General features: G+C 66.0%; 21 protein-coding genes. 5 read left to right on the top strand and 16 right to left on the bottom strand.

Going from position 1 to position 24,532, the window contains the following annotated elements:
- The first annotated feature begins 11 nt into the window (after positions 1–11).
- Complete coding sequence (locus tag BFL43_RS17645) at positions 12–812, top strand: PIG-L family deacetylase (RefSeq protein ID WP_084893829.1); 801 nt, start codon at positions 12–14, stop codon at positions 810–812.
- Here the strand turns inward: BFL43_RS17645 and recD are convergent.
- The 8 genes from recD to BFL43_RS17605 all read right to left on the bottom strand — a co-directional run bounded on the left by recD (position 805) and on the right by BFL43_RS17605 (position 13,925).
- Positions 805–2,655 (bottom strand): exodeoxyribonuclease V subunit alpha, encoded by a 1,851-nt coding sequence (gene recD / locus BFL43_RS17640; protein WP_240498331.1) that lies wholly within the window; start codon positions 2,653–2,655, stop codon positions 805–807. The two genes, BFL43_RS17645 and recD, sit on opposite strands and share 8 nt — an antisense overlap.
- Positions 2,652–5,951: a UvrD-helicase domain-containing protein gene (locus tag BFL43_RS17635; RefSeq protein WP_084893790.1), complete on the bottom strand. Its 3,300-nt coding sequence runs from the start codon at positions 5,949–5,951 to the stop codon at positions 2,652–2,654. Before BFL43_RS17635 ends, recD begins: the two co-directional genes overlap by 4 nt.
- A gap of 4 nt (positions 5,952–5,955) precedes the next feature.
- The gene (recC, locus tag BFL43_RS17630) at positions 5,956–9,243 is read right to left on the bottom strand and encodes an exodeoxyribonuclease V subunit gamma (protein ID WP_084893789.1); all 3,288 of its coding nucleotides are present in this window, start codon (positions 9,241–9,243) and stop codon (positions 5,956–5,958) included.
- Positions 9,244–9,312: 69 nt separating this feature from the next.
- Positions 9,313–9,756, bottom strand: a complete 444-nt coding sequence (locus BFL43_RS17625; protein WP_084893788.1) for a thioesterase family protein — start codon at positions 9,754–9,756, stop codon at positions 9,313–9,315.
- 48 nt (positions 9,757–9,804) lie between these two features.
- Positions 9,805–10,554: an SDR family NAD(P)-dependent oxidoreductase gene (locus tag BFL43_RS17620; RefSeq protein WP_084893787.1), complete on the bottom strand. Its 750-nt coding sequence runs from the start codon at positions 10,552–10,554 to the stop codon at positions 9,805–9,807.
- Positions 10,538–11,854: a cyclopropane-fatty-acyl-phospholipid synthase family protein gene (locus BFL43_RS17615; protein WP_084893786.1), complete on the bottom strand. Its 1,317-nt coding sequence runs from the start codon at positions 11,852–11,854 to the stop codon at positions 10,538–10,540. The genes BFL43_RS17620 and BFL43_RS17615 overlap by 17 nt, the downstream gene beginning before the upstream one ends.
- Positions 11,854–12,645 carry a DUF1365 domain-containing protein gene (locus BFL43_RS17610; protein WP_084893785.1) on the bottom strand — a complete coding sequence of 264 codons (792 nt, stop codon included), beginning with the start codon at positions 12,643–12,645 and terminating at the stop codon, positions 11,854–11,856. Before BFL43_RS17610 ends, BFL43_RS17615 begins: the two co-directional genes overlap by 1 nt.
- Positions 12,645–13,925 carry an FAD-dependent oxidoreductase gene (locus tag BFL43_RS17605; RefSeq protein ID WP_084893784.1) on the bottom strand — a complete coding sequence of 427 codons (1,281 nt, stop codon included), beginning with the start codon at positions 13,923–13,925 and terminating at the stop codon, positions 12,645–12,647. Before BFL43_RS17605 ends, BFL43_RS17610 begins: the two co-directional genes overlap by 1 nt.
- Before the next feature lie 206 nt (positions 13,926–14,131).
- On the opposite strand from BFL43_RS17605, the gene BFL43_RS17600 reads away from it, so the two are divergent.
- Both BFL43_RS17600 and BFL43_RS17595 read left to right on the top strand, forming a co-directional pair.
- Positions 14,132–14,770 carry a GNAT family N-acetyltransferase gene (locus BFL43_RS17600; RefSeq protein WP_084893783.1) on the top strand — a complete coding sequence of 213 codons (639 nt, stop codon included), beginning with the start codon at positions 14,132–14,134 and terminating at the stop codon, positions 14,768–14,770.
- 140 nt (positions 14,771–14,910) lie between these two features.
- Positions 14,911–16,428: an NAD(P)/FAD-dependent oxidoreductase gene (locus tag BFL43_RS17595; protein ID WP_084893828.1), complete on the top strand. Its 1,518-nt coding sequence runs from the start codon at positions 14,911–14,913 to the stop codon at positions 16,426–16,428.
- Position 16,429: 1 nt separating this feature from the next.
- On the opposite strand, the gene BFL43_RS17590 is transcribed toward BFL43_RS17595, so the two are convergent.
- From BFL43_RS17590 to BFL43_RS17555, 8 genes are all read right to left on the bottom strand, one after another.
- Positions 16,430–17,107: an urease accessory protein UreD gene (locus BFL43_RS17590; protein WP_084893782.1), complete on the bottom strand. Its 678-nt coding sequence runs from the start codon at positions 17,105–17,107 to the stop codon at positions 16,430–16,432.
- A 20-nt stretch (positions 17,108–17,127) separates the two neighbouring features.
- Entirely contained in the window at positions 17,128–17,826 is a 699-nt protein-coding gene (gene ureG / locus BFL43_RS17585; protein ID WP_084893781.1) for an urease accessory protein UreG, read from the bottom strand.
- 66 nt (positions 17,827–17,892) lie between these two features.
- Positions 17,893–18,513, bottom strand: a complete 621-nt coding sequence (locus BFL43_RS17580; RefSeq protein WP_084893827.1) for an urease accessory UreF family protein — start codon at positions 18,511–18,513, stop codon at positions 17,893–17,895.
- A gap of 77 nt (positions 18,514–18,590) precedes the next feature.
- Positions 18,591–20,312 (bottom strand): urease subunit alpha, encoded by a 1,722-nt coding sequence (locus tag BFL43_RS17575; protein WP_084893780.1) that lies wholly within the window; start codon positions 20,310–20,312, stop codon positions 18,591–18,593.
- 1 nt (position 20,313) lies between these two features.
- Positions 20,314–20,622, bottom strand: coding sequence for an urease subunit beta (locus BFL43_RS17570; protein ID WP_084838213.1), 309 nt, complete (start codon positions 20,620–20,622; stop codon positions 20,314–20,316).
- 31 nt (positions 20,623–20,653) lie between these two features.
- Entirely contained in the window at positions 20,654–20,956 is a 303-nt protein-coding gene (locus BFL43_RS17565) for an urease subunit gamma (protein WP_084838086.1), read from the bottom strand.
- Between the two features lie 175 nt (positions 20,957–21,131).
- Positions 21,132–22,382, bottom strand: a complete 1,251-nt coding sequence (locus BFL43_RS17560; RefSeq protein WP_084893779.1) for an aldolase/citrate lyase family protein — start codon at positions 22,380–22,382, stop codon at positions 21,132–21,134.
- A gap of 7 nt (positions 22,383–22,389) precedes the next feature.
- A complete protein-coding gene (locus BFL43_RS17555; protein ID WP_084893778.1) occupies positions 22,390–22,821 on the bottom strand; it encodes a PaaI family thioesterase in 432 nt (143 codons plus the stop codon).
- 298 nt (positions 22,822–23,119) lie between these two features.
- On the opposite strand from BFL43_RS17555, the gene BFL43_RS17550 reads away from it, so the two are divergent.
- Both BFL43_RS17550 and BFL43_RS17545 read left to right on the top strand, forming a co-directional pair.
- Positions 23,120–23,536, top strand: a complete 417-nt coding sequence (locus tag BFL43_RS17550) for a BlaI/MecI/CopY family transcriptional regulator (RefSeq protein ID WP_084893826.1) — start codon at positions 23,120–23,122, stop codon at positions 23,534–23,536.
- Between the two features lie 8 nt (positions 23,537–23,544).
- Complete coding sequence (locus tag BFL43_RS17545; RefSeq protein WP_084893777.1) at positions 23,545–24,492, top strand: M56 family metallopeptidase; 948 nt, start codon at positions 23,545–23,547, stop codon at positions 24,490–24,492.
- Positions 24,493–24,532: the final 40 nt, after the last annotated feature.

Genomic DNA, 24,532 nt, shown 5'->3' with positions numbered 1-24,532 from the left:
ACGCTGAAATGATGCCGCATCCAAGTCTGCTCTGCGTTCACGCGCATCCCGACGACGAAGCGTTGTGGACCGGCGGCGTCCTGGCTCGATGCTCGGAACTCGGTGGCCGGACGGCGGTGGTGACCTGTACCTGGGCGGCGGGCACGATGCGGTCGATTGAACTCGCCGAGTCGCTGGAGCTACTGGGCGCGGGAAACCCGCACTTGCTCGGCTACGGAGACCGCCTGGTCGCTGATTCCGCGCCGGGCCGAGCTGCGTTCTGCGACGCGCCTTTCGACGAGGCAGTCGGTGTGCTCGTGTCGCACATCCGCGAGTTCCGCCCCGACACCGTGCTGACCTACGATCCGCTCGGGATCTACGGGCATCCGGACCATGTACAGGCGCACCGGGTGACCCTGGCCGCGGTCGGGGCAGCTGCCTACCCGCAGCTGTACCCGGGGACCGGAAAGCCCTGGCGCACAAAGTTGGTATATCTCGCGACGATGCCGCTGTCGATCGCGCAGGTGCTGTGGCCGCCGGTGATGAAGCAGTCGTCGGGACCCGAAGGCCCCTTACCCGGTATCCCCGACGAGGCCGTGGACACCACCATCGATGTGGAACCCTGGCTCGATCTCAAATGGCAGGCACTGTGCGCGCACCGCAGTGAGATCGCCAGAGGAGGTGCCATGACCATGCTCGCGGGTCTGCCGGAGGAGACCCGGCGACAGGTGCTCCGCAACGAATGGTTCATGCGGATGCCGTTGACAGCTGATGCCGACTCTGTCGATGCCCTCGCGTTCGGCGATGACGCGGGACACCCCGAACTCAGCTGACCCGCGTCCGCAGACCACTGGCACGCAACACTTTACGGTCGACGCCTGCTCTGACCGCGGCCTCGGTCCCGATCAGCCTGACATGCCCACTCGCTCGTGTGATCGCGGTGTAGAGCAGCTCGCGGGTCAGCAGTGCCGACCGCTCAGGCGGAATCACCACGGACACCGACTCGTACTGCGAGCCCTGGCTGCGATGGATGGTCATGGCGTACACCGGTACAGCTGCCACCAGTTGCGACGGGTGCAGTAGTTTCCAGGTGGATCCACGGGCGAAAGCCACCATCAATCGCCCCTGGGTACTCACCACGACCCCGGTGTCACCGTTGAAGATCCCCGTGTCGTAGTCGTTCGCGGTCACGAGAAGTGGCTGTCCGGGATACCAGCTGCCCACGTCGAGGGCATCGGTGGGAGCGTCGATCCACTCCATTGCCAGACGCGACCAGAACTCGACACCGGAGGATCCTTCACGGTGCGCGCACAGCAGTCGATGGGTCTGCAGACCCGCGAGCGCCGATCGAGGGTCGCCGGCGGCGGCAGCCTCACCGACGCGAGTCGCAGCGGCCACGACCTCACCGCGGACAGCGGTGAGATCATCGGGGTCGACGAGTTCGAACTCCGGATGACCCGCACCGAGGAGTTCGATCACAAGATCGGAGTCACCCTCGCGGACAGCTGAGGCCAGGCGTTTGATCTGCTCACCGAACCGGCGCACCTTGGTGAGCCGGATGACGCCACCGCCGAGGCGGTTCCGCTCGTCAGTCGTGAGCGCGTCGTCATCCTCCGCATCTGCCACAAGATCCGGAGCCAGCACTTCCCCGAGGACCGGATGGGTCGGCTGCGACACCGGCCTGGCCACGAGATCGGCGAGGACCGCCCCCGCATCAACCGAGGCCAACTGGTCGGGATCGCCGACCAACACCAGTCGGCTCTGCGGACGCAATGCATCGAGCAGCCGGGACATCATCGTCAGCGACACCATGGAGGTCTCGTCGACCACCACCAGATCGTGCGGTAGGCGGTTGTTGGCGTCGTGGGCGAATCTGCTGCGGCTGGCGGGCTTCCAGCCGAGCAGCCGGTGCAAAGTGGTGGCCGTCAGATCCTCGGGCAGTCCCAGGGCCGCCGACTGCGAGCGCACGGACTCTTCCAGCTGTGCCGCAGCGCGTCCGGTCGGCGCGGCCAGGGCCACTCGAAGCTGTGGACCGTACTCGTCGAACATCAAAGCCAAGACGCGGGCCACGGTGTGGGTCTTCCCGGTACCCGGTCCGCCCGCGATCACCGTGGTCCAGCCCGCGGTCGCCAACGCGGCGGCGACACGCTGCCGATCCGGCGCCGCATCGGGGAAGTGCTTCTCAAGTCCGGTTGTGAGCCGCCCCGCGTCGATGAACGGATGGCTCTGTGCACGCTCGTCGAGTACCTCTCGGATGCGTTGTTCCTGGAGAAAGTATCGACGCAGATAGAGCAGCGGGCCTTCAGGAGTCTTGGCCAGGTGCAGGGGACGCAGCGGTCCCGAGTCGGCGCCCACCACCAACGGGCTCTTCGCGAGCGCGGCGGCGACCTCGGCGGGATCCGGCCACGGCAGGGTCGCAGGGTCGATGCCGAACTCCTCGGTGTCGACGGCCACCTCGGACAGGCGCTCGACTTCGACACAAACCGACCCCAGCCGGACCGCCCGGACCGCAAGCGCCGCAGCGAGCAACACCGTGGGGTCGATCTCGGATCTGCTCAGCGTTGCGAGGGTCTGCGCCACGTGGATGTCGGCGGCGCTCAGCACGCCGGCCTGATTGAAGGGCACGAGCGCCGGGTGGGCCCGCTGCACGATCCGATTGTCGGACTCGATACTCACGGTGTCAGAACCCTTCCCGCGATCAGATCCGAGGTGGCGACGATCAGTTCGGCAGGTGGTTTCCATTCGAAGACACCGCATCCGGCCGGGGTCTGCGGCCCGATCATGGCCCGGACGAAGTGATACTGCACACCGCCGAGATGTTCCTGCGGCGTGTAGTCCGGTAACCGCCAGCGGAGATAACGATGCAGGGCAACGGAATACAGCAACGCCTGCAGAGGATAGTGCGAATGAATCATCTCGCGTGCCATCGACTCGGGTGTGTAGTCGAGGCAACTGAGGTCGCCGCGAGCGGTCCGGTTGGTCTTGTAGTCGACGACCACGAATGAGTTCCCAGGTAGCCGGAGGACGGCGTCGATGCTTCCGGTGAGGAAGCCACGCAGCGGCGGCGCAGGTACTCGACGTAGGTGCTCGGGGTAGTCGACGAGTAGATCTGCGGCAGGCATGAATCGCTCCATCAGATCTCCGATGCCCCGCAGAGTCGCCTCGGTCTGTGATCCGAGCGGAAGCTCGAAGGTCAATTCCGGCAAGCGATCCGACGAAGAAATCTGGGCGAGCGTCACCTGCGCCTCGCCGAGCGGGGTGGCCAACACGGCGAGTAGAGCTGTGGCCAGCGCATCGACATCGATGTCCACCAGACGGATTCGCACCGCGTCTGCACATCTGGACCGTACCTCGGCCGCGACGTCGTCGACGTCGGTGTCTACCAGTTCGAGGACTTCGTGAACGAGGGTGCCGAACGCGGCACCGAAGGGAAGGGAGTTCATCAGCGACGGATGCCTCAGCTCCCCTGGCCCGTCGTCTACAGGCTCCGCGAGCGGCTCCACCGTCTGCTCGTCGGTCTTCTCGGAGTACTCGGGCTCACTGGCGACCGGGGCCTGATGCGACGACCCGGCGATCAGCGCCGAATACGAGGTCCGTCGCCAGGTGTGGTCGATCCGGCGATCGAAGTGGGCGGCGTCGAGTGCACCCTCGGGCGTCGACCGATCGTCCCACTGCGGGACCTGCAGCCCGTCAAAGCGCGCTGGTTCCACCCGAACACCGGCACCTGCCAGCTCAGCCCATTCGGTCAGACGCCGTGCAGCGGTGGCGTCGTCGGGAACGGTGGGCCTGGGGTCCGGTGTCGCGCGGTCCCGGCTGAACAGGAGACGGTGCAGCGGCGACGACCTCGTCGGTCCACCCGGAGCCCACCACAGCACGACCGCGGATCCGGCCCGGGTCAGGGCAACGTACAGCAGCCGCAACTCTTCGCCGTCGTCTTCCGAGCCGGACGCCTCGCGACGCGTGCGGTACCCGGGCGCGTCCTTTCCTCCGACATCGAGTACCCGCTCACCGGTCTCGTCATGGAGCACAAGCGTGGCCGGCGTCGGGTTGCGGGCTGCGTCCCAGCCGTAGGGGACATAGACGACGGGGAACTCGAGACCTTTGCTGCGGTGCACCGTCAGCAGCTGCACCGCTTCGGCATCGCTGTCCAGCCGACGGCTCTGGTCCGCCTGGTTCCCGGTGGTCGGGTCGGAGATCAGCTCTTGCAGCCAGCGCACCAACGCGGTCAACCCGAGCCCGCGCTCCACGACCGCCCGGTTACAGAGTTGCGCCACGTGGGTCAGGTCGGTGAGTCTGCGCTCGCCGCCTGTGATCGACAGGATCCGTCCGGCGATGTCACGTCGCCCGGAGAGCTGTTCGTAGACCGCAGCAAATCCTGACGTCTGGTACACCGACACGAGTTCCCTGACGAGGGTGCTGACATCGGCAGTGAGTTCATCGCCCCCCTCGTCCAGGTCGGTGGCCGTCCAGCCGAGCAGAGGGGTCAGGGCTGCGAGCCGCACGCGGGCGGACCTGCTCGGCTGTTCCATGGCCTGCAGTAGCCACAACCAATCGCGCGCACCCTGTGTGCTGTAGACGCTGGTCCCCCCGGCCAGCACCGACGGGACGCCCGCGTCGTCCAGGGCGGTCTGGATCATGCTCAGATGCTTGTGATTTCGCACCAACACCGCAATGTCACCGGGCGCGACCGGCCGGGCGCTACCATCGACGACGAGATCCGGGCGGGCATTGAGCAGCTTGGTCAGGTCCGCCGCCACGTCGTCGGCGACAGCGCGTCGTAACCTGTCGAGTACCGGGAACCCGGCTTTGCTCAACGGCCCGTGGCCACTTCTCCTGAGGTATCGCAGCCGCAGCGGTGCCACAGACGGCAACCGCGATTGCGAGGTGTTCGCGTCGACGGGATGCACGACGATCTCCGGGCTGCCCAGGGCCGCATTGCCGTAGACATGGTCGAGTGCCTCGACCAAACCGGCGTCGCTACGCCAGTTGGTCGGCAGTACCTGGTGATTGTCCGCTGTTCTGACCGCCTCCAGGTAGCTGAAGACCTCAGCGCCACGAAATGCGTAGATGGACTGCTTCGGATCACCGACCAGCACGAGATCGGTGTGTCCGTGGAACGCCGACTTGAAGATCTCCCACTGCACCGGGTCCGTGTCCTGGAACTCGTCGACGAGCACCACCCGGAATCGGCTGCGGACCCGCGCACATGCCTGCGGACCGTGCTCCGGGTCGACGAGCGTGTCGCGGAGCAGGGTCTGCAGGTCGTCGTAATCGCGAATGTTGGTCATCCGCTTGCGACGTTCCACCTCGGCGCGTACCTGTGCTGCGAACTCCACGCGGAAGTACTCATCGCTTCCGGGGTCCGCATCCGGGGCCAGTCGCGCCTGCCGCTGGAAGACCGCGGCCCTGGCGAACGCGTGCGCGTCCCGCACGCTGAACGGCACACCGTCACTGCCGCTGTACTTTTTCAGGTACAGGTCGTCGGTGACCTCGGTGATCAGGTCTCCCACATCTTCGACGAGAGTGATGTCGTTCTCGAAATCTCCGGCGATCCCGAGGCCGTCGAGCATCCGGCTGCAGAACGTGTGCGTGGTGGCGATGGTCGCGGCATCGAAGTCCGACAGCGCTGCGATCAGATTCGTCCGGCGGGCCGCGACCTCGGCCGGCGCACCTTTCGCGAGCATCGCGACCAAGGGATCGTCTGAGCCCGCAGCAACATCAGGATCTGAGAGGGCAGCAACCAATCCGCCGAACCGAAGGCGGGTGCGCTCACGTAGTTCTGCGGTCGCGAAACGGCTGAACGTGACAAGCAGCAGTTCTGACAGTGGCACTCCTGCCGCGACGTGTCTGGCCGCGAGCCCGACTATCGCGTAAGTCTTTCCGGTACCTGCGCTGGCCTCGAGCACAGTGGTTCCGGTGGGCAACGGGCCCGTGACGTCGAAGGTGACCGGGACGATCCGACTCTGCGTCATCTGGTCAGTTCACCTTCTCGGCGTCGAGGATCGGGTTCCACAGTCTGACGGCCGCCGCGGCGAACCGGGTCGGCATCTGGTCCCACGCGGTCTCACCGGCGTCGGGTTCTGCAGCCGTGACGGCAGTCAGGTCGCCGCCGAACAGGTATCGGACGTACAGGTCCTGGGCCTCGCCGCCGTATTGGTTGTCGAAGCTCTTCTCCGCCGCATCGAGCGCCAGCGCATCGTCGTCCCCTCGGTACCGTCGTGCGGCATATTCGGCACCGGCAGCGGTGGGCAACGGCAGAGGCGCACGTAGGCCGCGATCACGTAGGTCCACGAGCTGCTGCAAGATCTCACCGGGGTCCGCAGGCGGGGTCAATCGGGATCGTTGCAGCCGGTTCCCGAAGCGGGCACGTCCGACGACGACGGCAGACCAGTCGCGCGGCTCCGTGGCGGCGAGCGCCAGCAGATTCACCCACGCCGCGACCCGATGCTTGGCCGCCAGCCGAGAGAAGACCGTGCGGACCAACACCCCATCGTGGACCCCGATCACCGTGCCGGTCAGGCGTCTGCCGCCCGCCAGGTCGACGGTCACGTCGATCGATTCCGGGTTGCCCTCGTACAACGGTTCGGCCGCAGCGACCAGCGCTTCGACGTCGTCGGATATCCCGCGAAAGACCTCGCCGCCCAGGCGGAACGGTGGCAGGGTGCCGCGCCTCAGTTCGCCGGCTCGCAGCGCCGCCGCGTCCACTCCGGCCAGACGCGCTGCCAGCATCCGATCGCCGATCGACCACTTGTCCAGACCCCCGATCTCCGCGCTGAGCACGTCGTCGAGCTCCTCCTCGTCGCCAGGCAGATAGAGGCCGAGCCGCTGCCGACAGAAGGCCCGCATGGGGTGCTCGACGAACGCGATCAGTTCCGCCAATTCGACGTCTCCGGCACGAGGCGGCAGTGGATCCGGGAGCAGGGCCGGCTCCGCCACCTGGACACCACGGGTGGCCCGAGCGCCCGCGAGCGCCGAACGATCGAAACTGAACGGCGCAGGCAGGACGAAATTGGCAGGATCGAACGCGTGCAGGGGGTGAATTGTCAGCACCGACCCGGTCGCAAGCATTCCGTTTGCGGCATCCATCAGTTCTCCCACCGGCACCGCAGGCGGCCGCCGCAGCCCGGTCACCGGATCGTTGCCGGTGTAGAGCACGATCAGCCGGTCCACCGCCGACATGGTCGCGTCGAGCAGCAATTGCCGGTCTTCGCTGCGGATGTCGCGCTCTCCCACCCAGGGGTCGGCGGCCAGGATGTCGTCACCGTTGACCCCTCCGGCGCGGGGATAGCTCTCGTCATCGAGCCCGAGCAGGATCACCACCCGATGCGGTACCGCCCGCATCGGCACCATCGTGCACACCGTCAGTTCTCCGGTACGGAAGTTCGCGCGGGTCGGACGGCCCGCCAACCGTCGAGCCAGCATCGCCCGGATGTCTGCGAGCCGGACCACCACCTCGGCCCCGTGCTCGGTGGCCGCGGCAACCTCCTGATGGGCCTGTCCCCGTTGCCAGCTGTCAGCCGGACGTACTGCGGTCAGCAAATCCATGGCGGCCGAGATGTTCTGCGCCCACTCCGCTGCCGGACGCGGTCCACGGAGGGTGGCCAACGCGGCGTCGAGTCGACTGACGAACTCGGCGAACCGCCCCGCGAGGTCTACGTCGGCACTGTCGACGTCGTCGAGGGGAAGCGCCGTGCCGAGCCAGCTCAGTTCGGTCTCGTCGGCGACGACGCCGAGGAGGATCCGGTCGAGACCGGCGCTGAAGGTGTTCTGGGCAAAGCCACCGAGTCCGAACGGCTTTCGCTGATTGTCGTTGATCCCCCACCGGGCACCCGATTCGGCGGTCCATTCGCGTAGCCGCTCGAGATCGTCGTCGCTGAAGTCGAATCGGGCACGCACTGGTGCGCTCTCGGCCAGCCCCAGGACCTCACTGGCCTTGACTCGACCACCCGCGAGTGTCAAGAGCTCGGACATCACCTCGAGAAGCGGATTGGTCTGGCGCAGAGCGCGATCGGCCAACCGGACCCGTAGCTCATGGCCCGGGTGCAGATGAGTGGTCTGACCGAACGCCGCCCTGATCAACGGGGCGTAGGTCTCCACGTCGGGGCACATGATGATGACATCGCGGGGATCGAGCGAGGTGTCGTCCTGGAACAGGTGCAGGACGAGTTCACGCAGAACCTCGACCTGGCGGGCCGGGCCGTGACAGGAATGCACCTCGACACTTCCGTCGGGACTCGCCGACCCTGCGGGTACCCGATCCTCACGCAGGGCGTCTTGAAGCTGCGCCAGATGCGTCTTCGCGGACGGACTTGCAGGGTGGTGGACGTCTTCGTCAACAAAGGGGGCCAGACGCATCTGCAGCTCGCGAACCTCCCGGGACAGCGATGCGAGCAACGGATGTTCGACGGCGCCGATGACCATTTCCCTGCGGCGCCGCACCGCCGGAGTCGCCCGGACCTTGTCCCACAGCGCGGGGCTCGCGTGTGGCAGAAACAGATTCACCTCGCGGTGGGCGCCGAGTGCGGCCAAGACCTGCAGCTGTTCCGTGCTGAGTCGGGTCGCCCCGAAGAGCGCCACCCGCGGCGGCAGATCGACGAGGTCCGGTTGCTGCCGTACCAGCGCACACACATCGTCGAGTCGCTCGGGTGGACTGTCATTGTCGATGCGGGCGCGGAGCAGGCGCCACAGATGAGGCTGCCAGAGCAGTTCCGCTCCGAGCGGCTGATCGCTGCCGTCGGTGTCGGCGCCGCGAGCCCAGTCGACGATCATCTGTGGTCGGTGGGTTGCGTATCCGCGGAACAACTGTGTCAGGTGCTCTGCCGTGCCATAGCGTCGCCCGATCCGAAAACCCGCGCGTCGGCCGTCGGGTCCCGAGCGTCCGAGGTGCCGCGCGAGGATGGCGCACACCGGATCGTCCGCGGCTTCGTCGATCACCGACAGCAGGGTCCAGAGCATCCGGCCGGCCGACCAGGGGTCGTCGTCGGAGCGGACCGACGCCGATCGCCCGCCACCGACGCATCCGATCACCTCGTCGACGAGGGCAGCCGGTGACGGGAACTCGATGTTGGCGGCGATGCCGTCTCCCGACATCTGTGCGGTGGTGCCGAGCACCGCGGACAATTGCTGGGTCAACCAGCGCTCCACACCGCGGGCGGGCACTGCGACGATCTCGGCGGCAAAGGGGTCCGGCATCGGGGCCGCCAAGATCTCGGCGAGCGCTGTCACCAAGGTGCTGGTGCGTTCGGCGCGATGCAGTTTCAGCACGCTGGCAGTCCCCTTCCGGTCCTCACGCCGGTATATCACGCCGCCCTGACGTCGCCGGCCGACGTGGTCTCAGGCCCGGCGCCGAAAAGGGACCGGGTCGCCGAGTTTCGTTCGCAAGAACTCGCGCACCTCGCCCTCGATCGGACGCGATGAACCGGTGCCAGGATCGACTGTCACACCGGTGGTTTCGCACAATGCCTTCAGATCGCCCAGGCTGTCGCGGAGCTCGGCACCGAAGTCGAACGACGAGGTGCCGACACGACTGATCCAGACCTTCGCGACCGCCGGATCGGTCGAATAGAGCAGCGGCGCCACGAACTCGATTTCCTGTCGCGCGATGTGGAAAGACCCGGTTCCACCAGGGCCTTTCCCGAACCACGACTTCATCGTCCGAACGCGGGCTTCCTCGAAGAGTCTCGCGTACTGGACATTGTTCACGTGGTTGTTGATGTCCATATCGCCCCAGCGCAGGTGCAATGCGATCTCGGCGGGTTCGGACAGGCGCTCGTTCATCGCTCCGAGCCTAACGGCACCGATTCCGGGGGCGTTGCCGGGTCTGACTCATTTCGCAGCGCGACCGAATGCCTTCGCCCACAGCCGGACGGGAAGGACTCGCGCGACCTTCATCAGGGCGGCCATGGGCAGCGGGAACACGATCTCCATCTGCCCGCGTTCGAGGCCGTTGCAGATGGATTCCGCCGCCTCATCCGCCTCGATCAGGAAAGGCATCGGGAACGAATTGGACTCGGTCAACCCGGTCTTCACGAAACCCGGGCACACCGTGACCACCTGAACGCCCTTGCGGTCGAGAGCAACCCGCATCCCCTCGAGCATGTTGATCTGCGCCGCCTTCGTGGCGCCGTAGGCTTCCGCACCGGTGAGTCCGCGGTATCCGGCGACAGATGCCACGCCGACGATCGTGCCGCTGCGCGCGGAGACCATCTCGGGCAACACCGCGCCGACGCAGTTGTTCATCCCGAGCAGGTTGACCTCCACGTGGCGGGCGAACAGGTCGCGATCCCAGTCGGTGACGTCCATCTGCTGCCAGAATCCAGCGTTGATGAGCACCACGTCGATCCCGCCCAGCGCGGCTCGGACCGTCGCCGCTGCGGCGTCCACCGACTCACGGTCGCTGACATCGGCGACCGCGACGACCATCTCAGAACCTGCGACCTCGTGCAGCTCCTGCTCCCGCCGCGCAGAGATGGCAACGCGTGCACCGCGTTTGACCAGTTCGTGGGCAGTCGCCGCACCGATACCGCTGGACGCACCGATCACCCATACCCGTTTGCCGTCAAGAGTTGTCGACATGTCGGCTCACCTCGTCTTTCCTGCCCGAGTCCGGGCTGTTCGAAGTCATCTGGATCTGACTGACCTGCAGGTAGTCCGAGGCAAAGCCCGCCTCGCAATACGCCAGGTAGTACTCCCACATCCGAACGAAGGTCTCGTCGAATCCCAGCTGTCGCACCCGCTGCTCGTGCTCGGTGAAAGCGGTCCGCCACCGCCGCAACGTCTCTGCGTAGTCCTGACCGAAATCGAGCCGCCCTGATACGCGCAACGAGGTGTGCTCGGCCAATGTCTTCTCGATCGCTTCGAAAGACGGGATGAGACCACCCGGGAAGATGTACTTCTGGATCCAGCCGAACGACTTGCGGGTGGCGACCATCCGCTGGTGCGGCATCAGGATGGCCTGGATGGCAACGAGGCCCCCGGGCGCGAGTAGCGAGTCGATCTTGGCGAAGTAGGTCGGCCAGTATTCTTCGCCGACCGCCTCGATCATCTCCACGGACACGATCGAGTCGAACTGTCCCGTCACCGCCCGGTAGTCCTGCAGCCGGATCTCGATCTTGTCGCTCAGACCGAGAGCGGCCACCCGGGACTTGGCCATCTCGAGCTGTTCACTCGACAGCGTCACCGTGGTCACCTGCGCGCCGCGCTGAGCGGCACGAATCGCCAGTGCGCCCCATCCGGTCCCGATCTCGAGCACCCGCGATCCGGCTCTCACTTCCGCCTGATCGAGGATCGAGTCCAGTTTCCGGTATTGGGCCAGTTCGAGATCCTGCTCGTCCGCCGGCATGCTCGGGTCGAACAGCGCTGAACTGTAGGTCATCGTCGGATCGAGAAACGTGGCGAAGAGATCGTTGCTGAGGTCGTAGTGGGCGCCGATGTTCCTCCGCGAACCCTCAGGGGTGTTCTTGTGCCGGTGTGGGATCTTGGTGTCGACGAACACCCGCAGCTTCCACCAGGGTTCCGGGACCAGCGATGTCAGCCGTTCGGCGAACGGGGTCAGCGCCCGGCCGAGGTCGTGACCGTCTGCGACCCGCCAGTCACCGGCCATGTATGCCTCCCCCAGACCGATCTTGGGATTGTGGCCCATCCGCTCATGCAGGGCTTTGGGACGCACGATCTCCAATCGCGGAGTGGTGGAATCGCCACCGCCGCGTATGGTCCCGTCCGGGTACACCACCTGCACCGGTGTCCGCTTGACCGCCTGGTCGACGAACATCTTCGCGAAGCTCGCGAGAAAGCACACCCCGCCCAGGATCGGCCGACGCAGACAAAAGGGCTCGGCCAGTTCGGGCAGCTGCTGGGTGTCGGCCGATTCGGACATCAGACTCCTTCGGGCGGGATGTGCGCGGGACGCGCGCGAACGGGCAGACGCCGAAGCCACAACCACACGCCGTGGAAGGCAATGAGGGCCGTAACACGTTGCGGCATCAGCGGATTGGTGATCAGCAAATGGCCGAGCAATCGAGGGGTATACGCACGGGCACGACCGTCGAAGCTCGCGGTGAACATCTTCGCACCTTCTCGGAGCAGGCTTATCGATACGAACACTCGGTCGGTGTCGAGACGGACGTCGATGTCGTAGTCGCCGGAGACGTCGTTGAAGGGCGAGACGTAGAAATGTTTGGGCACACGGCTGTGCAACGCAGCCCGATCCGGCTCCGGTTCGAGCAGGTACGCGGTGCGCTCGCCGTAGGTGTTGTGCACCTCGGCGACGACGCAGCGGAGTTCGGTTCCGGCATAGCACCAGAAGACGGTCAGTGGGTCGAACACATAACCGAGGACCCGCGCGTTGGACAGCATCAAAATCCGGCCGCCGGCGCCCAGCTCTACATCACGCTGCGCCAAGAAGCTCTCCACATTGGCCTTGATTCGGAGCTGCTGGGCCAGCGGATCGGTCCGTTCGGCGTCTGGCCCCGCCTCGCCGAGGTGATCTGCGGCGTACAAGCGTGCGAACGGCCGGAGCGCGGCAGGCACCCGCGGTGGCTCGTCGAGATCGACCAGCCACTGATAGACGCGGTGATCGAAGCCGTACTCGAGTGGGGTTCTGCGCAGATGGCGCACCCGCCCCTGCACCAACGCGGGCGTCGGCGGCGAGGTGCTCTGGGGGCTCATCACCACGGCGCCCCGAAGTGCGCCGCTGCCGCCACCCCGGACCGGCAGCCGTCCTCATGGAAACCCCAGCCGTGATAAGCCCCGGCGAACGCTGTTGTGGCGGTGTTCAGACCTTTCAGACCGCGTTGCGCTGCAACTGCTTTCGGCGTGAAGACCGGGTGCTCGTAGTCCATGGAGGCGATCACCTCGGACGGGTCGATCCGGTCGGGAGCGTTGAGCGTGACGTAATACTGCCGGGTGCCCGTGAGCCCTTGCAATCGGTTCATCCAGTAGGTCACCACAGGCGGCGAATCGTCCTCGGTGGGGTCCGGGGTCAGATAGTTCCAGCTCGCACCGGCCCGAACTGCGGTGGGCATCAGGGAGGAGTCGGTGTGCAGGATGGTCCGATTCACGGCGTAGTCAAAGGCGCCGAGCAGTTCCTTCTCCGGTTCGCTCGGATCGGCCAGCAGTGTGAGCGCATCCTTCGCGTGCGTCGCGATGACCACCTTGTCGAAACGACGGTCGGGGTGACCGTCGGCAGTGATCGTGACGCCGTTGCGCTCGCGCACGATGTTGGTGACCCGGGAATCCGTACGTACGTCGTTCAGTGCGGCGGCCACCCGATCCACGTAGGTACGCGATCCACCCTGGACGGTGTACCACTGCGGCGACCCCTTCACGGAGAGCATGCCGTGGTTGTCGAGGAACGCGAAAAGGTAGCGGGCCGGATAGTCCAGCGATTTTTTCGACCCGGTCGACCAGACACACGACACCAGCGGCAGGGCGAACATCCGGATGAAGTAGTCCGAGAAACCTCGGTCGGCCAGAAAGTGCCCGTAGGTGCTCAGATCTGCGTCGTCCTGGCCGGCCAGTACCTCGGCCGCGGCCCGATGGAACCGTTTAACCTCCAGCAGCATCGACACGAACTCACGGTCCACGACCCGGCGTGGTTGCGCGAAGATCCCGCGCAACCCACGGCCCCCGGCGTACTGCACACCGGTGGCCTGGTCGTAGATGCTCATGCTCATCTCGGTCGGCCGGACCGGGACGTCGAGTTCGGCGAACAGGCGGCGGAGCAGCGGATACGTGCGGTCGTTGTGCACGATGAACCCGGAATCCACACCGATCGGACCGGCATCTGTGGCGACCGAGTGGGTGTGCGCGTGTCCACCCAGCCTGCCGTCACCTTCGTACAGTGTGACGTCATGACCGGAGCGCAGCAGATACGCGGCACTCAGTCCGGCGACGCCGGATCCCACGACCGCCACGGTGGTCGTATGGCGTGAACTCGCCGATTGCATGTCCGCCAGTGTAGGGCGGTCACGGCGCCCAACCGCGGCTCGTCCGGTTCACACTGCCACAGTTCGCCTTTCGAAAAGCGGACCTCATGGGTGAACAGGCGACACTCTGGTGTGAATGTCCGCCACCATCGGCCGGTAGACCGTAGTATGCGCACAGCAGTCCGCCAGTTCGGCTGGAGAGGCGGGCCGGGGAATTGAGGAGTTCGTTGATCATCGAGACCGACCGCCTGGTGCTCCGCCCGGTTGCCGCGTCCGATACCGACCATCTGGTCGCCCTCGACAGTGACCCCGCGGTGATGCGGTACGTCACGGGTGGCATCGCCACCCCGAGGGAGGTCATCGAGGAATGGGTCATCCCGCGCGCCGTCGCCGAGGCCCGGTACCGCGGCGGCGCCGGCGTCTGGGTTGCACTCGACCGGCTCGATCTGGTGGCCGCGCGGTCCGTCGGCCATCCCAATCCTGCTGCCGCCAGCTTCGTCGGCTGGTTCGGTCTGCGGGCACCCCGGCATTCCTCGCAGTCGGAGTTCGAACTGAGCTACCGGCTGCGACGCGCGATGTGGGGTCGCGGTCTGGCCACGGAGGGCTCCCGCGCGCTGGTACAGCTCTCGTTCACCGAATTGAACATCAGTCGAATCTTTGCCGGGACCATGGCGGTCAACACCGCATCGCGCCGGGTGATGGAGAAATCGGGTCTGCGACTCGCCCGCCTTCACGACTGCGCAGACACCTCCATCGCCGGCGCGCAACGCGGCGAAGTCGAGTATGAAATACTCAAAAGCTATTGGGACGCAAACCATTTCCCATGGGCTTGGGCGGCACGCACCAGTGCCGACATGATTGCCTGAACTCCGCAGGCCACACTCCGCGCGGCAAAGCCCACCTTGCCGCGACCAAACGCCACTCATTGACTACCGTTAGCAGGGTGCGGATCCCACACGCCCTGGAGATCCCGGCCGCAAAATCCGCAAACTGACAGGAGATGGTCATGAGTGACGAGACCGTAGGTTCGACCCGGCACCGGGTGGTGGTGATCGGATCCGGCTTCGGAGGTCTGTTCTCCACCCAGCGCCTGAGAAAGGCCGATGTCGACGTCACTCTGATCGCGCGAACCACCCACCACCTGTTCCAGCCGATGCTCTACCAGGTCGCGACCGGCATCATCTCCGAAGGTGAGATCGCCCCGGCCACCCGGGTGATCCTGCGAAAGCAAGCGAACGCCCAGGTGTTGATGGGCAATGTCGAGTCCATCGACCTCGAGAACAAAGTGGTCACCTCCAGGCTGCTCGAGCGGATCACCGAGACGCCGTTCGACAGCCTCATCATCGCGGCAGGCGCAGACCAGTCGTATTTCGGCAACGACCACTTCGCCCAGTTCGCCCCCGGTATGAAGACCATCGACGACGCCCTCGAGCTCCGCGGACGAATCCTCGGCGCATTCGAGCAGGCCGAGCTCTCCGATGACCACGAGGAACGCGCCCGCCTCTTGACGTTCGTGGTCGTCGGCGCCGGCCCCACCGGTGTCGAACTTGCCGGGCAGATCGCCGAGATGAGCGACAAGACCCTCAAGGGCACGTTCCGTAACATCGACTCCACGGAAGCGAAGGTCATCCTGCTCGACGCCGCACCCGCGGTGTTGCCCCCGATGGGCCCGAATCTCGGAGCGAAGGCGGCCAAACGGCTCGAGAGCATGGGCGTCGAGATCCAGCTCAACGCGATGGTCGTCGACCTCGACTACGACGGACTGCTGGTCAAGGAGAAGGACGGCAGTACCCGCCGGATCGAGTCTCAGTGCAAGGTGTGGTCGGCCGGTGTCGCCGCGAGCCCGCTGGGCAAGCAACTCGCCGAACAGAGCGGCGTCGAACTGGACCGAGCGGGCCGGGTCAAGGTACTCCCCGACCTGTCGATACCCGGCAACCCCAATGTCTTCGTCGTCGGCGACATGATGTCGGTCGAAGACGTTCCCGGTATGGCCCAGGGCGCGATCCAGGGTGGCCGGTATGCCGCAGACGCCATCAAAGCAGAACTCAAAGGCGCCAAGCCGGAGGATCGCGAGCCGTTCAAGTACTGGGACAAGGGCTCGATGGCGACCATCTCGAAGTTCAGCGCGGTGATGTCGGTACCGGTGCCCGGATTCAAGAAGAACCTCGAGACAGAGGGCTTCTTCGCGTGGCTCGGATGGCTGCTGCTGCATCTGGTCTACATCGTCGGATTCCGCAGTCGACTCAACACCATCGTCGACTGGTCGTTCGCGTTCCTGACCAAGGGTCGCTCCCAGCTCACGATCACCGAGCAGCAGGTGCTCGCGCGTAACGCTCTGGACCACCTCGCACAGATCGATCTGGATCGGCGCAAAGAGGCGGGTGAACTGCTGCCGAGCGACGTGGCCGAGACACCGAGTGGTAAGCCGGTGCTCTCCGATCCGACGCCGAAGGTCCGCATGGCGGAGGCTGACGCCGCATCTGGTTCCGAGACCGAGGCGCAGTCCAAACCGGCTGCGAGCTGACTCAGCCGACGAGGTCCCCGGCCCACTGCTCGGCGTCGTTCAGCGTTCCGGCGAGCACCGTGGTCAGGGACCCGCCGGCCGCGAGGCCCAGCCGCGCACCGACCGCGCTCGGATGAACCGCATCCGGCCGATCGTCCGGATATCTGAACTCGCTGAGCAGGATTGAGGGTGCACCGAGCTGGTCGTGGTCCTGCCTGCCGATGCCGAGTTGGTGGCGCACTGCGGGGGTGCCGCCGACGTCGACGCGGACCCGACCGCTCCATCGCCCGAGGTCTTCTCTGCTACGGCCGATCTGGACGCGTTCGGCCACCCGGATCGACCCCGACTCCGCGACGTCGATCGCGGTCTCGGAGTGGTGGACGGCGTGCGCCGCGACGATCGTCGGTTGCGGGTCGATCACCAGCCTCGCTCCGTCGGCCACGGTGATGTGCCAGCGCAACTCCGACCGAGGTTCGTGCGGCCCCGGCAGGGCCATCGCTGCTGCGACGCTGTGCAGGTTGAGGTAGGCGCCGGGACCGACCTCGACGTGGATCTCGATGAGATCTCCGCCGAGGGGGGTCGCGGCGCTCGAGATCATGTGCAGGGTGTCGACCCCGGTCTGCCGGACGGCGATACCGCCCGACGCCCGGATTCGCGGGGACCGCCCCTTGACTGCTTGTAGATGGAGTTCGGTGTGCATCTTGGTGTATGTGCCGAAGTTCAGGCCTTGCTCGCAGCTTCCTCAGAAATCGCGGCCAACTGTTCTCGCACCCAGCCCAGCACATCGGTTGCGGCGGGGTCCTCGGTCAACGAGATCAGAACCGTCGGACGCCCCTCACGCACCTTCGCCGCATCGTCCCGCATGACCTGCAGGTTCGCTCCGACCATCGGCGCGAGATCCGTCTTGTTCACGACGAGCAGGTCGGAGAACGTGACACCGGGCCCGCCCTTGCGGGGCACCTTGTCGCCGCCCGCGACATCGACCACGAAGATCTGCGCGTCGATCAAGCCGGTCGAGAAGGTCGCGGTGAGATTGTCTCCGCCCGATTCGACCAGGATCAGGTCCAGCGGCGGATTCGCTTCCACCAGGTCGTCGATCGCGTCCAGGTTGGCCGTGATGTCGTCGCGAATCGCGGTGTGCGGGCAGCCACCGGTCTGAACCGCTGTGATGCGTTCATCGGGCAGCACCGCGTTGCGGCGCAGGAAGTCCGCATCCTCGGTGGTGTAGATGTCGTTGGTCAGCACTGCGAGCGACAGTTCTTCACGCAACTGCCGGCACAGGGCGGCGACCAGTGCGGTCTTCCCGGATCCGACCGGCCCGCCGATCCCGATGCGCAGCGCCTCGCCCGGTGTGCGGTTCCGTTTGGGACGCGAATGGTCGTGGACGTGCGGCTGACCGTCGATCAGATGTGGTGGCATGGGGACTGCTCCTCTTGTTTTTTATCGATGCCGTGCTGTGGATACTTCACGTGTGTACCGGTCACCTCAGGAGGCGAACAACGGCATGGGACGTAGCTCGTGGCGTTGCGCGAGTACGTCGAGCAGCGGGTCGGACAGGTCGGCCAGCTCGACACTTGCTGCGGCGGCGGTACTCTCGCACAGCGGCGTCATCTGCACTCCCAACAGCGCCACATCCCCGGGATCCAGCGCCAGGAGCCGTTGACCGGCAGTTGCCGAACCCGTCATCGTCGTATAGATCAGCACCAGAGCGCTCTGGAACGGGTCCAGGCCCGCAATCCGCGCCACCGCGCCTGCAACCACAGGCAGATGGGGTCGAGGCGGGTGCATACTCCAATCCTCCTGCGGGAAGATCTTTTTCCCGAGGCGCAGCATGCCCCGCCCCTGCGCTCTCGATGCTGTGCGAGCGGCAGCAGATGGCGTGCGGGCGTCGGCCTCGACCTCTGCGGTCGCCACGTCGAGTCGTCCGTCGACCACCGCAGCGGCGATGGACGCCGCGACCAGCCCGCTGGTCCTGACCCTCCGGATCAAGAACTCACGCAGCGTGTTGAGGTCACGAACCGCGCCTCCGCTGATGGCTTCCTCCAGCCCACCGGAATGGACGTGTCCCCCCACCGGGAGCCGAGAGTCTGCAAGGGTCAGCAGCATTGCGAGCTGTCGTCCACCGGTGGTCGTCGGGTCACCGGGAAAGGTCTGGCCTGCAGTGGGTGTGGGCTCCGTCGACATCAGAACATGAAATAGCGCTGGGCCATGGGCAGCGAGGTTGCAGGCTGCTGATCCCACACCTCTCCGTCGATGGTGACCGTGAAACTGTCCGGGTCGACGGTGATCTCGGGTTGTGCGTCGTTGTTCGGCATGTCCGACTTGCCCACCCGACGCACGTTCTTCACTGCACGCAACCGGCGGTCCAGCCCCAGCCGATCGGACAACCCGTCGTCGAGGGCTTGTTGCGCAACGAAACTCAATGAGGTCGCGGCCGCCAGCCGGGGCGAGGCACCGAACATGGGGCGTGGCAACGACGGTTGCGGTGTCGGGATGGAAGCGTTGGCGTCGCCCATCGCGGCCCACGCGATCGCACCGCCTTTGATCACGGCGTGCGAACGGATCCCGAAGAACGCGGGCTCCCACAGCACGAGGTCGGCCAGTTTGCCGACTTCGATCGAGCCGATCTCGTCATCGAGCCCGTGCGCGACAGCCGGGCAAATCGTGTATTTCGCGACGTAGCGCTGCGCTCGCTGATTGTCGGCGGCCCCATCACCGGCCAACGCACCGCGGCGAGCCTTCATCACGTGCGCCGTCTGCCACGTCCGCAGGACCACCTCACCGATACGACCCATCGCCTGCGCATCTGAACCGATCATGGAGATCGCCCCGATGTCGTGCAGAAGGTCCTCGGCGGCGATGGTCGACGGTCTGATGCGGCTCTCCGCGAAGGCCAGGTCTTCGGGCACGCTGGGATTGAGGTGGTGACAGACCATCAACATGTCCAGATGCTCGTCCAGGGTGTTCACGGTGTGCGGGCGGGTCGGGTTCGTCGAGCTGGGCAGGACGTTCGCGTACCCGGCCACCGTGATGATGTCCGGTGCGTGACCACCACCCGCCCCCTCGGTGTGGTACGCGTGGATGCCGCGTCCGGCAATGGCTCCCAGGGTCTGCTCGACGAATCCGGCTTCGTTGAGGGTGTCCGAGTGCAGGGCGACCTGAACGCCCGTCTCGTCGGCCACCCGCAGGCAGGCGTCGATGGCAGCAGGCGTACTCCCCCAGTCCTCGTGGAGCTTGAAACCCGAGGCACCGGCGAGCAACTGTTCGTGCATCGAGGCGGGATTGACCGTGTTGCCCTTGCCCAGCAACGCGATGTTCATCGGCCAGTGGTCGGTGGCCTGCAACATCGACGCCAGGTGCCACGCGCCCGGGGTCACCGTGGTCGCTTTGCTGCCCTCGGCAGGGCCGGTGCCCCCACCGATCAGGGTGGTGATCCCGTTGCCGAGCGCCTCGTCCATGATCTGGGGGCAGATGAAGTGGACGTGACAGTCGATACCGCCGGCCGTCACGATCTTGCCGTTGCCGGCGATGATCTCGGTGGACGGCCCGATGACCAGATCCGGATGGACCCCGTCCATGGTGTCGGGATTACCGGCCTTACCGAGCGCGACGATACGACCATCTCGGATCCCCAAGTCCGCCTTTATGATTCCCCAGTAGTCGAGAATCACGACCCCGGTGATCACGGTGTCGGGGGATCCTTCGGCCCTGGTGGCCCGCCCCTGCCCCATCGACTCGCGGATGACCTTTCCTCCACCGAAGACCGCTTCTTCGCCCGCCTTACCCGGACCGCCGGATCGGTCTTCGGTGACCTCGATCAGGAGATTGGTGTCGGCCAGCCGGATTCGGTCGCCGACTGTGGGACCGAAGAGTTCGGCGTAGCGCTCACGACTCAGTGATGCCATGTCAGTCCAACTTTCCCGGGGGCGTCAGCGAGATTCCGTACACTTCGCGCGTGCCACCGATCGGCACCAGCGCGACCGTCGCCGGGATACCCGGCTCGAATCGGACCGCGGTGCCGGCCGGGATGTTCAGTCGTTTGCCGTACGCGAGCCCGCGGTCGAAGTCGAGCGCCTCGTTGGATTGCACGAAGTGCACGTGGCTGCCGACCTGAACCGGCCGGTCACCGGTGTTGACGACCGGGACCTCGGTGACCTCTGCGCCTTCGTTCAGCACTATCTCCCCTGCCGCGCAGAGGATTTCACCAGGTATCAGACCAGCGTCGGACATGAGGTCTGCACTCCTATCACGAGATCGGGTTGTGCACGGTCACGAGTTTGGTGCCGTCGGGGAACGTTGCCTCGACCTGGACGTCGTGCAGCATCTCGGGCACCCCGTCCATCACGTCGGCGCGGGTGAGCACCTCGCGACCCGAGGACATGAGCTCGGCAACCGACCGTCCGTCGCGGGCACCTTCGAGGATGTGATCGGTGATGATCGCAACGGACTCAGGGTGGTTGAGGATCAGCCCTCGCCCTTGTCGACGTCTGGCCAATTCGGCTGCGTACGAGATCATCAGTCGCTCTTGCTCATGCGGCGACAGACGCACGGTGCCCTCCTCGGTTCTCCACTGTCGACCGCCTCAGGCCCGACTGATTCATTCCCACCGTCGACCGCTCCGGCCCGACTGGTGCACGTTCACCGTCAACCGCTCGGAGGACGACTGTTCCAATACTGCCACGCGAGCCGCGCCACGGCGCGGCGTAACGACACCGAACCCCGGCTCAGCCCAGTACACCGCCGCGCGCCCGCAGCTCCGTCAGGGCCTGCTCGGAGCATCGCCCACCGACCTCGAGTACGTCGCCCTCGGTGAAGGCCCCCGCCGCGAGACCGCGCAGGATCACCAGGGCCAGCGACTGGGCGGTTGCGGGTTCGTCGACGAACTCCGAACTCTGACGGTCGAAGTACCCCTGGAGCCGGCTTGCCGCCGGAGGCATCGCCGCGCGGAAAAACGAGTAGACGGCCAGCCAGCGGGTCACCAGGTGCCCCGGATGCATGTCCCAGCCCTGGTAGATCCCGCGCTCCAGGCTGCGGGTCACCAGCCGGTGATGGCGTCGCAGCGCGGCGTCGACAACCGCAGGGCTACCAACCGGTGCGATCTGGGTGGAGCCGTCACTCACCCAGACGCCGGTCTGCGCGGCGGCGACCAACATCACCGCCTTGGCGTGGTCGGCGACCGGGTGCTCCAGGGACTGCTGCGCCGAAACGATGCCGCAGGCAGCGCTGTAATCGTAAGTGCCGTAATGCAGTCCGGTCACCCGGGCGCCGCCGCGGTGAATCGCTTCGGCCACCGTCGCACGCCCGTCGGCCCCGAGAACCGCCTGCGGACTCTCGATCTGCAATTCGAATCGCAGCGCGCCGGCGGGGAGTCCGTGAGCGCGCTCGAGTTCCTCGCAGATCATGATCACGGCATCGACCTGCCCGGCGGCTCGCAACTTCGGGACGGTGAAGACGAAGCCCTGCGGTATGCCACCCGCGCCGTCGAGTACCAATTCGAGCGTCCGCAGTCCTCGCTCGCGTTCGGCGGCGCCGAGCCCCTTGCATCGCACCCCGAACACCCTGGGAGCTCCCGCGTGGCCCGTCGCCCAGCCCGCGAGCACTTGGCCGGCCGCGCGGGCATGACGGTCTTCGACCTCGCCGGCGCGCCATCCGTACCCGTCTTCGAGATCAATTCTCAGATCTTCGATCGGGTGGTGCGACAGCTGCTCCCTCACCAGTGGCAGCACCCCGAGGGGATCGAGGTCGGCCAGCGTCGCCGCCGCGGCTTCGGCGATCTCCAGAGCGTGCTGACCCCAGCGCGCCGGGGTGTCGATGTCGACGTCCGCGGCGCTGACATACGCGGTGTGCGCCGGCTGCTTCTCCGGACGATCCCCGGGGAAGTCGCGATCCAGCTCGATGTCGATGGCCCCGAGCACCGCGTCGATCCGGGCTCGCGCGGGTGGGCTGATACCGACGGCAGGGTCACCGGCAGACACGACCGCGTCAGCTCTCGGTGATGTTCTGCAGACGGACCCGGCCTTGGGCGATCAGTTTGCCGTTCTCATCGGCGACGTCGACCTCCCACAACTGCTGGCGGCGACCGCGGTGGATGGGCTTGGATTGCGCCGTCATGTTCCCGGTCTTCACTGCCCGCAGGAAGTCTGTGCTGTTGTTCACTCCCACGACATGGCCATCAGGCGTGACGTTGTTCACCAGCCAGACCTGACCCGAGATGCTGGCCACCGACTCGATCACCGCGCAATAGACGCCTCCGTGCACGATCCCGAACGGCTGCAGGAGCTTGTCGGTCACCGTGAACTCGGCCCGCACTGCGTCGGGGGTCACGTCTTTGTACTGGAGACCGATCTCGGCGTCGAATCCCCGCGCGGTCCAGTCACTCGCATCGCTGTTACTGACATCGATCTTCTCGGTCACCGGGCGAAACTCCTCCGTGAAGCTGGCGAACCCAGCGGGTCGCCGACGAACTCACAGTTTGTCAAAGGTCGCTGTGCGGCGCGGAACGGGCTCGCCCGAGACCGACCCAGAAGACTCAGCAGGCCCCACCGGATTGGTGGGGCCTGCTGTGGCGTGGACCGGGGGTCTCTGCAGCCCTCAGGACACTCACTCGGTCCGCGTACTGATGAATGTAGGCTAGCCTTACCAACCTGTCAACTACTTCGGAAGAAAAGTCATGGCGATGCGCGTCGAGGTGTTTGATGAGAAGAAACGTAAAGTGAGAAGAATGAACGGGTTGGGTGAGCTCGAGCGCGCGGTGATGGACAGTCTGTGGTCGTCCGATGAACCGCAAACAGTGCGGCAGGTCCACGTTGCGCTATCGGCTGACCGCGAACTCGCCTATACAACCGTGATGACCGTGCTGCAGCGCCTGGCCAAGAAGAATCTGGTCACTCAGTTGCGGGACGATCGTGCCCACCGGTACTCCGCGACACATCCGCGGGAGCACCTCGTGGCAAGTCTGATGGTCGACGCACTCAGCGAGGCCGACGAGGCGGGGTCGCGCCAGGCGGCGCTCGTATCGTTCGTGGGACGCGTCGGCGCCGACGAAGCAGACGCCCTTCGGCGCGCATTGGACGAACTGGAATCGGCTCGTGGAACACATCGCGAGCCGCATCGCATCACCGACCCGTAGGATTTGTCTTGACCGCGTTCGTGTTCGGGATCGTCGCCCTGGTCCTCGTGGGACCGGCTCCGGGCTGGCTCGCCAGAGCCGAGTGGCCGCTGCGGGCGCCTCGTGCGGCCATGGCTTTGTGGCAGTCGATTGCGATCGCCGCCGTACTGTCCGCATTCAGTTGCGGACTCGCGATCGCCGCGAACCTGCTGGTACCCGACGCACAGGGTCGTCCCACCACCGATCCACTCAAAGAGGTCGCGAGCCTGGGTATCGGACTCTGGACCATTTACGTCGCGGTGTTCCTGCTGACCCTGGTCATCGGCGCTCGACTCTTCTACACCGTCATCCGCGTCGGTATGCGTACCCGCGCCCGGCGTTCGGCGCACCGCCAACTCATCGATCTGCTCGACCGCATGGATCGGTCGTCGTCGAGTGATCTGCTCAATGCACGCGACGTCCGCATGCTCGAGGTCGACCAGCCGATGGCCTACTGCCTGCCCGGACTGCGTCAACGGGTCGTGCTGAGCGAGGGCACGGTCGCCCGCCTCAGTCGCGACGAACTCGAAGCCGTCATCAGTCATGAACGCGCTCATCTCCGCGCCCGCCACGACCTGGTGCTCGAGGCCTTCATCGCAGTGCACGAGGCCTTCCCACGTTTCGTCCGAAGCCGGTCTGCACTCGGTGCTGTGCAGTTGCTCGTCGAACTGCTGGCGGACGACACAGCCGTGCGCAGCTCGGGGCACACTCAGCTCGGTCGCGCCCTGGTCGCCTGCGCCGACTCGGTGGCGCCGCGCGGCGCAATGGCCATCGGTGGCCCCAGCACCCTCGCACGAGTCAAGCGCCTCTCGGACACCCGCTCCACCAGAGCGATCAGCCTTGTCGCGTACACGGCCGCTGCCGCCATCCTGGTCGTCCCCACCATTGCGGTTGCCGTGCCTTGGCTCACCGAGCTCCACCGCCTCATCGACAACTGATGTCGACCGGGCCGTTTCACCCGCCCAGCGGGGAGAAGGC

This window comes from Williamsia sp. 1135 (genome assembly GCF_002095395.1).
Taxonomy (GTDB): Bacteria; Actinomycetota; Actinomycetes; order Mycobacteriales; family Mycobacteriaceae; genus Williamsia.
Note: the sequence above shows the minus strand (reverse complement) of the source record. Positions and strands in the feature narration are given on the sequence as shown.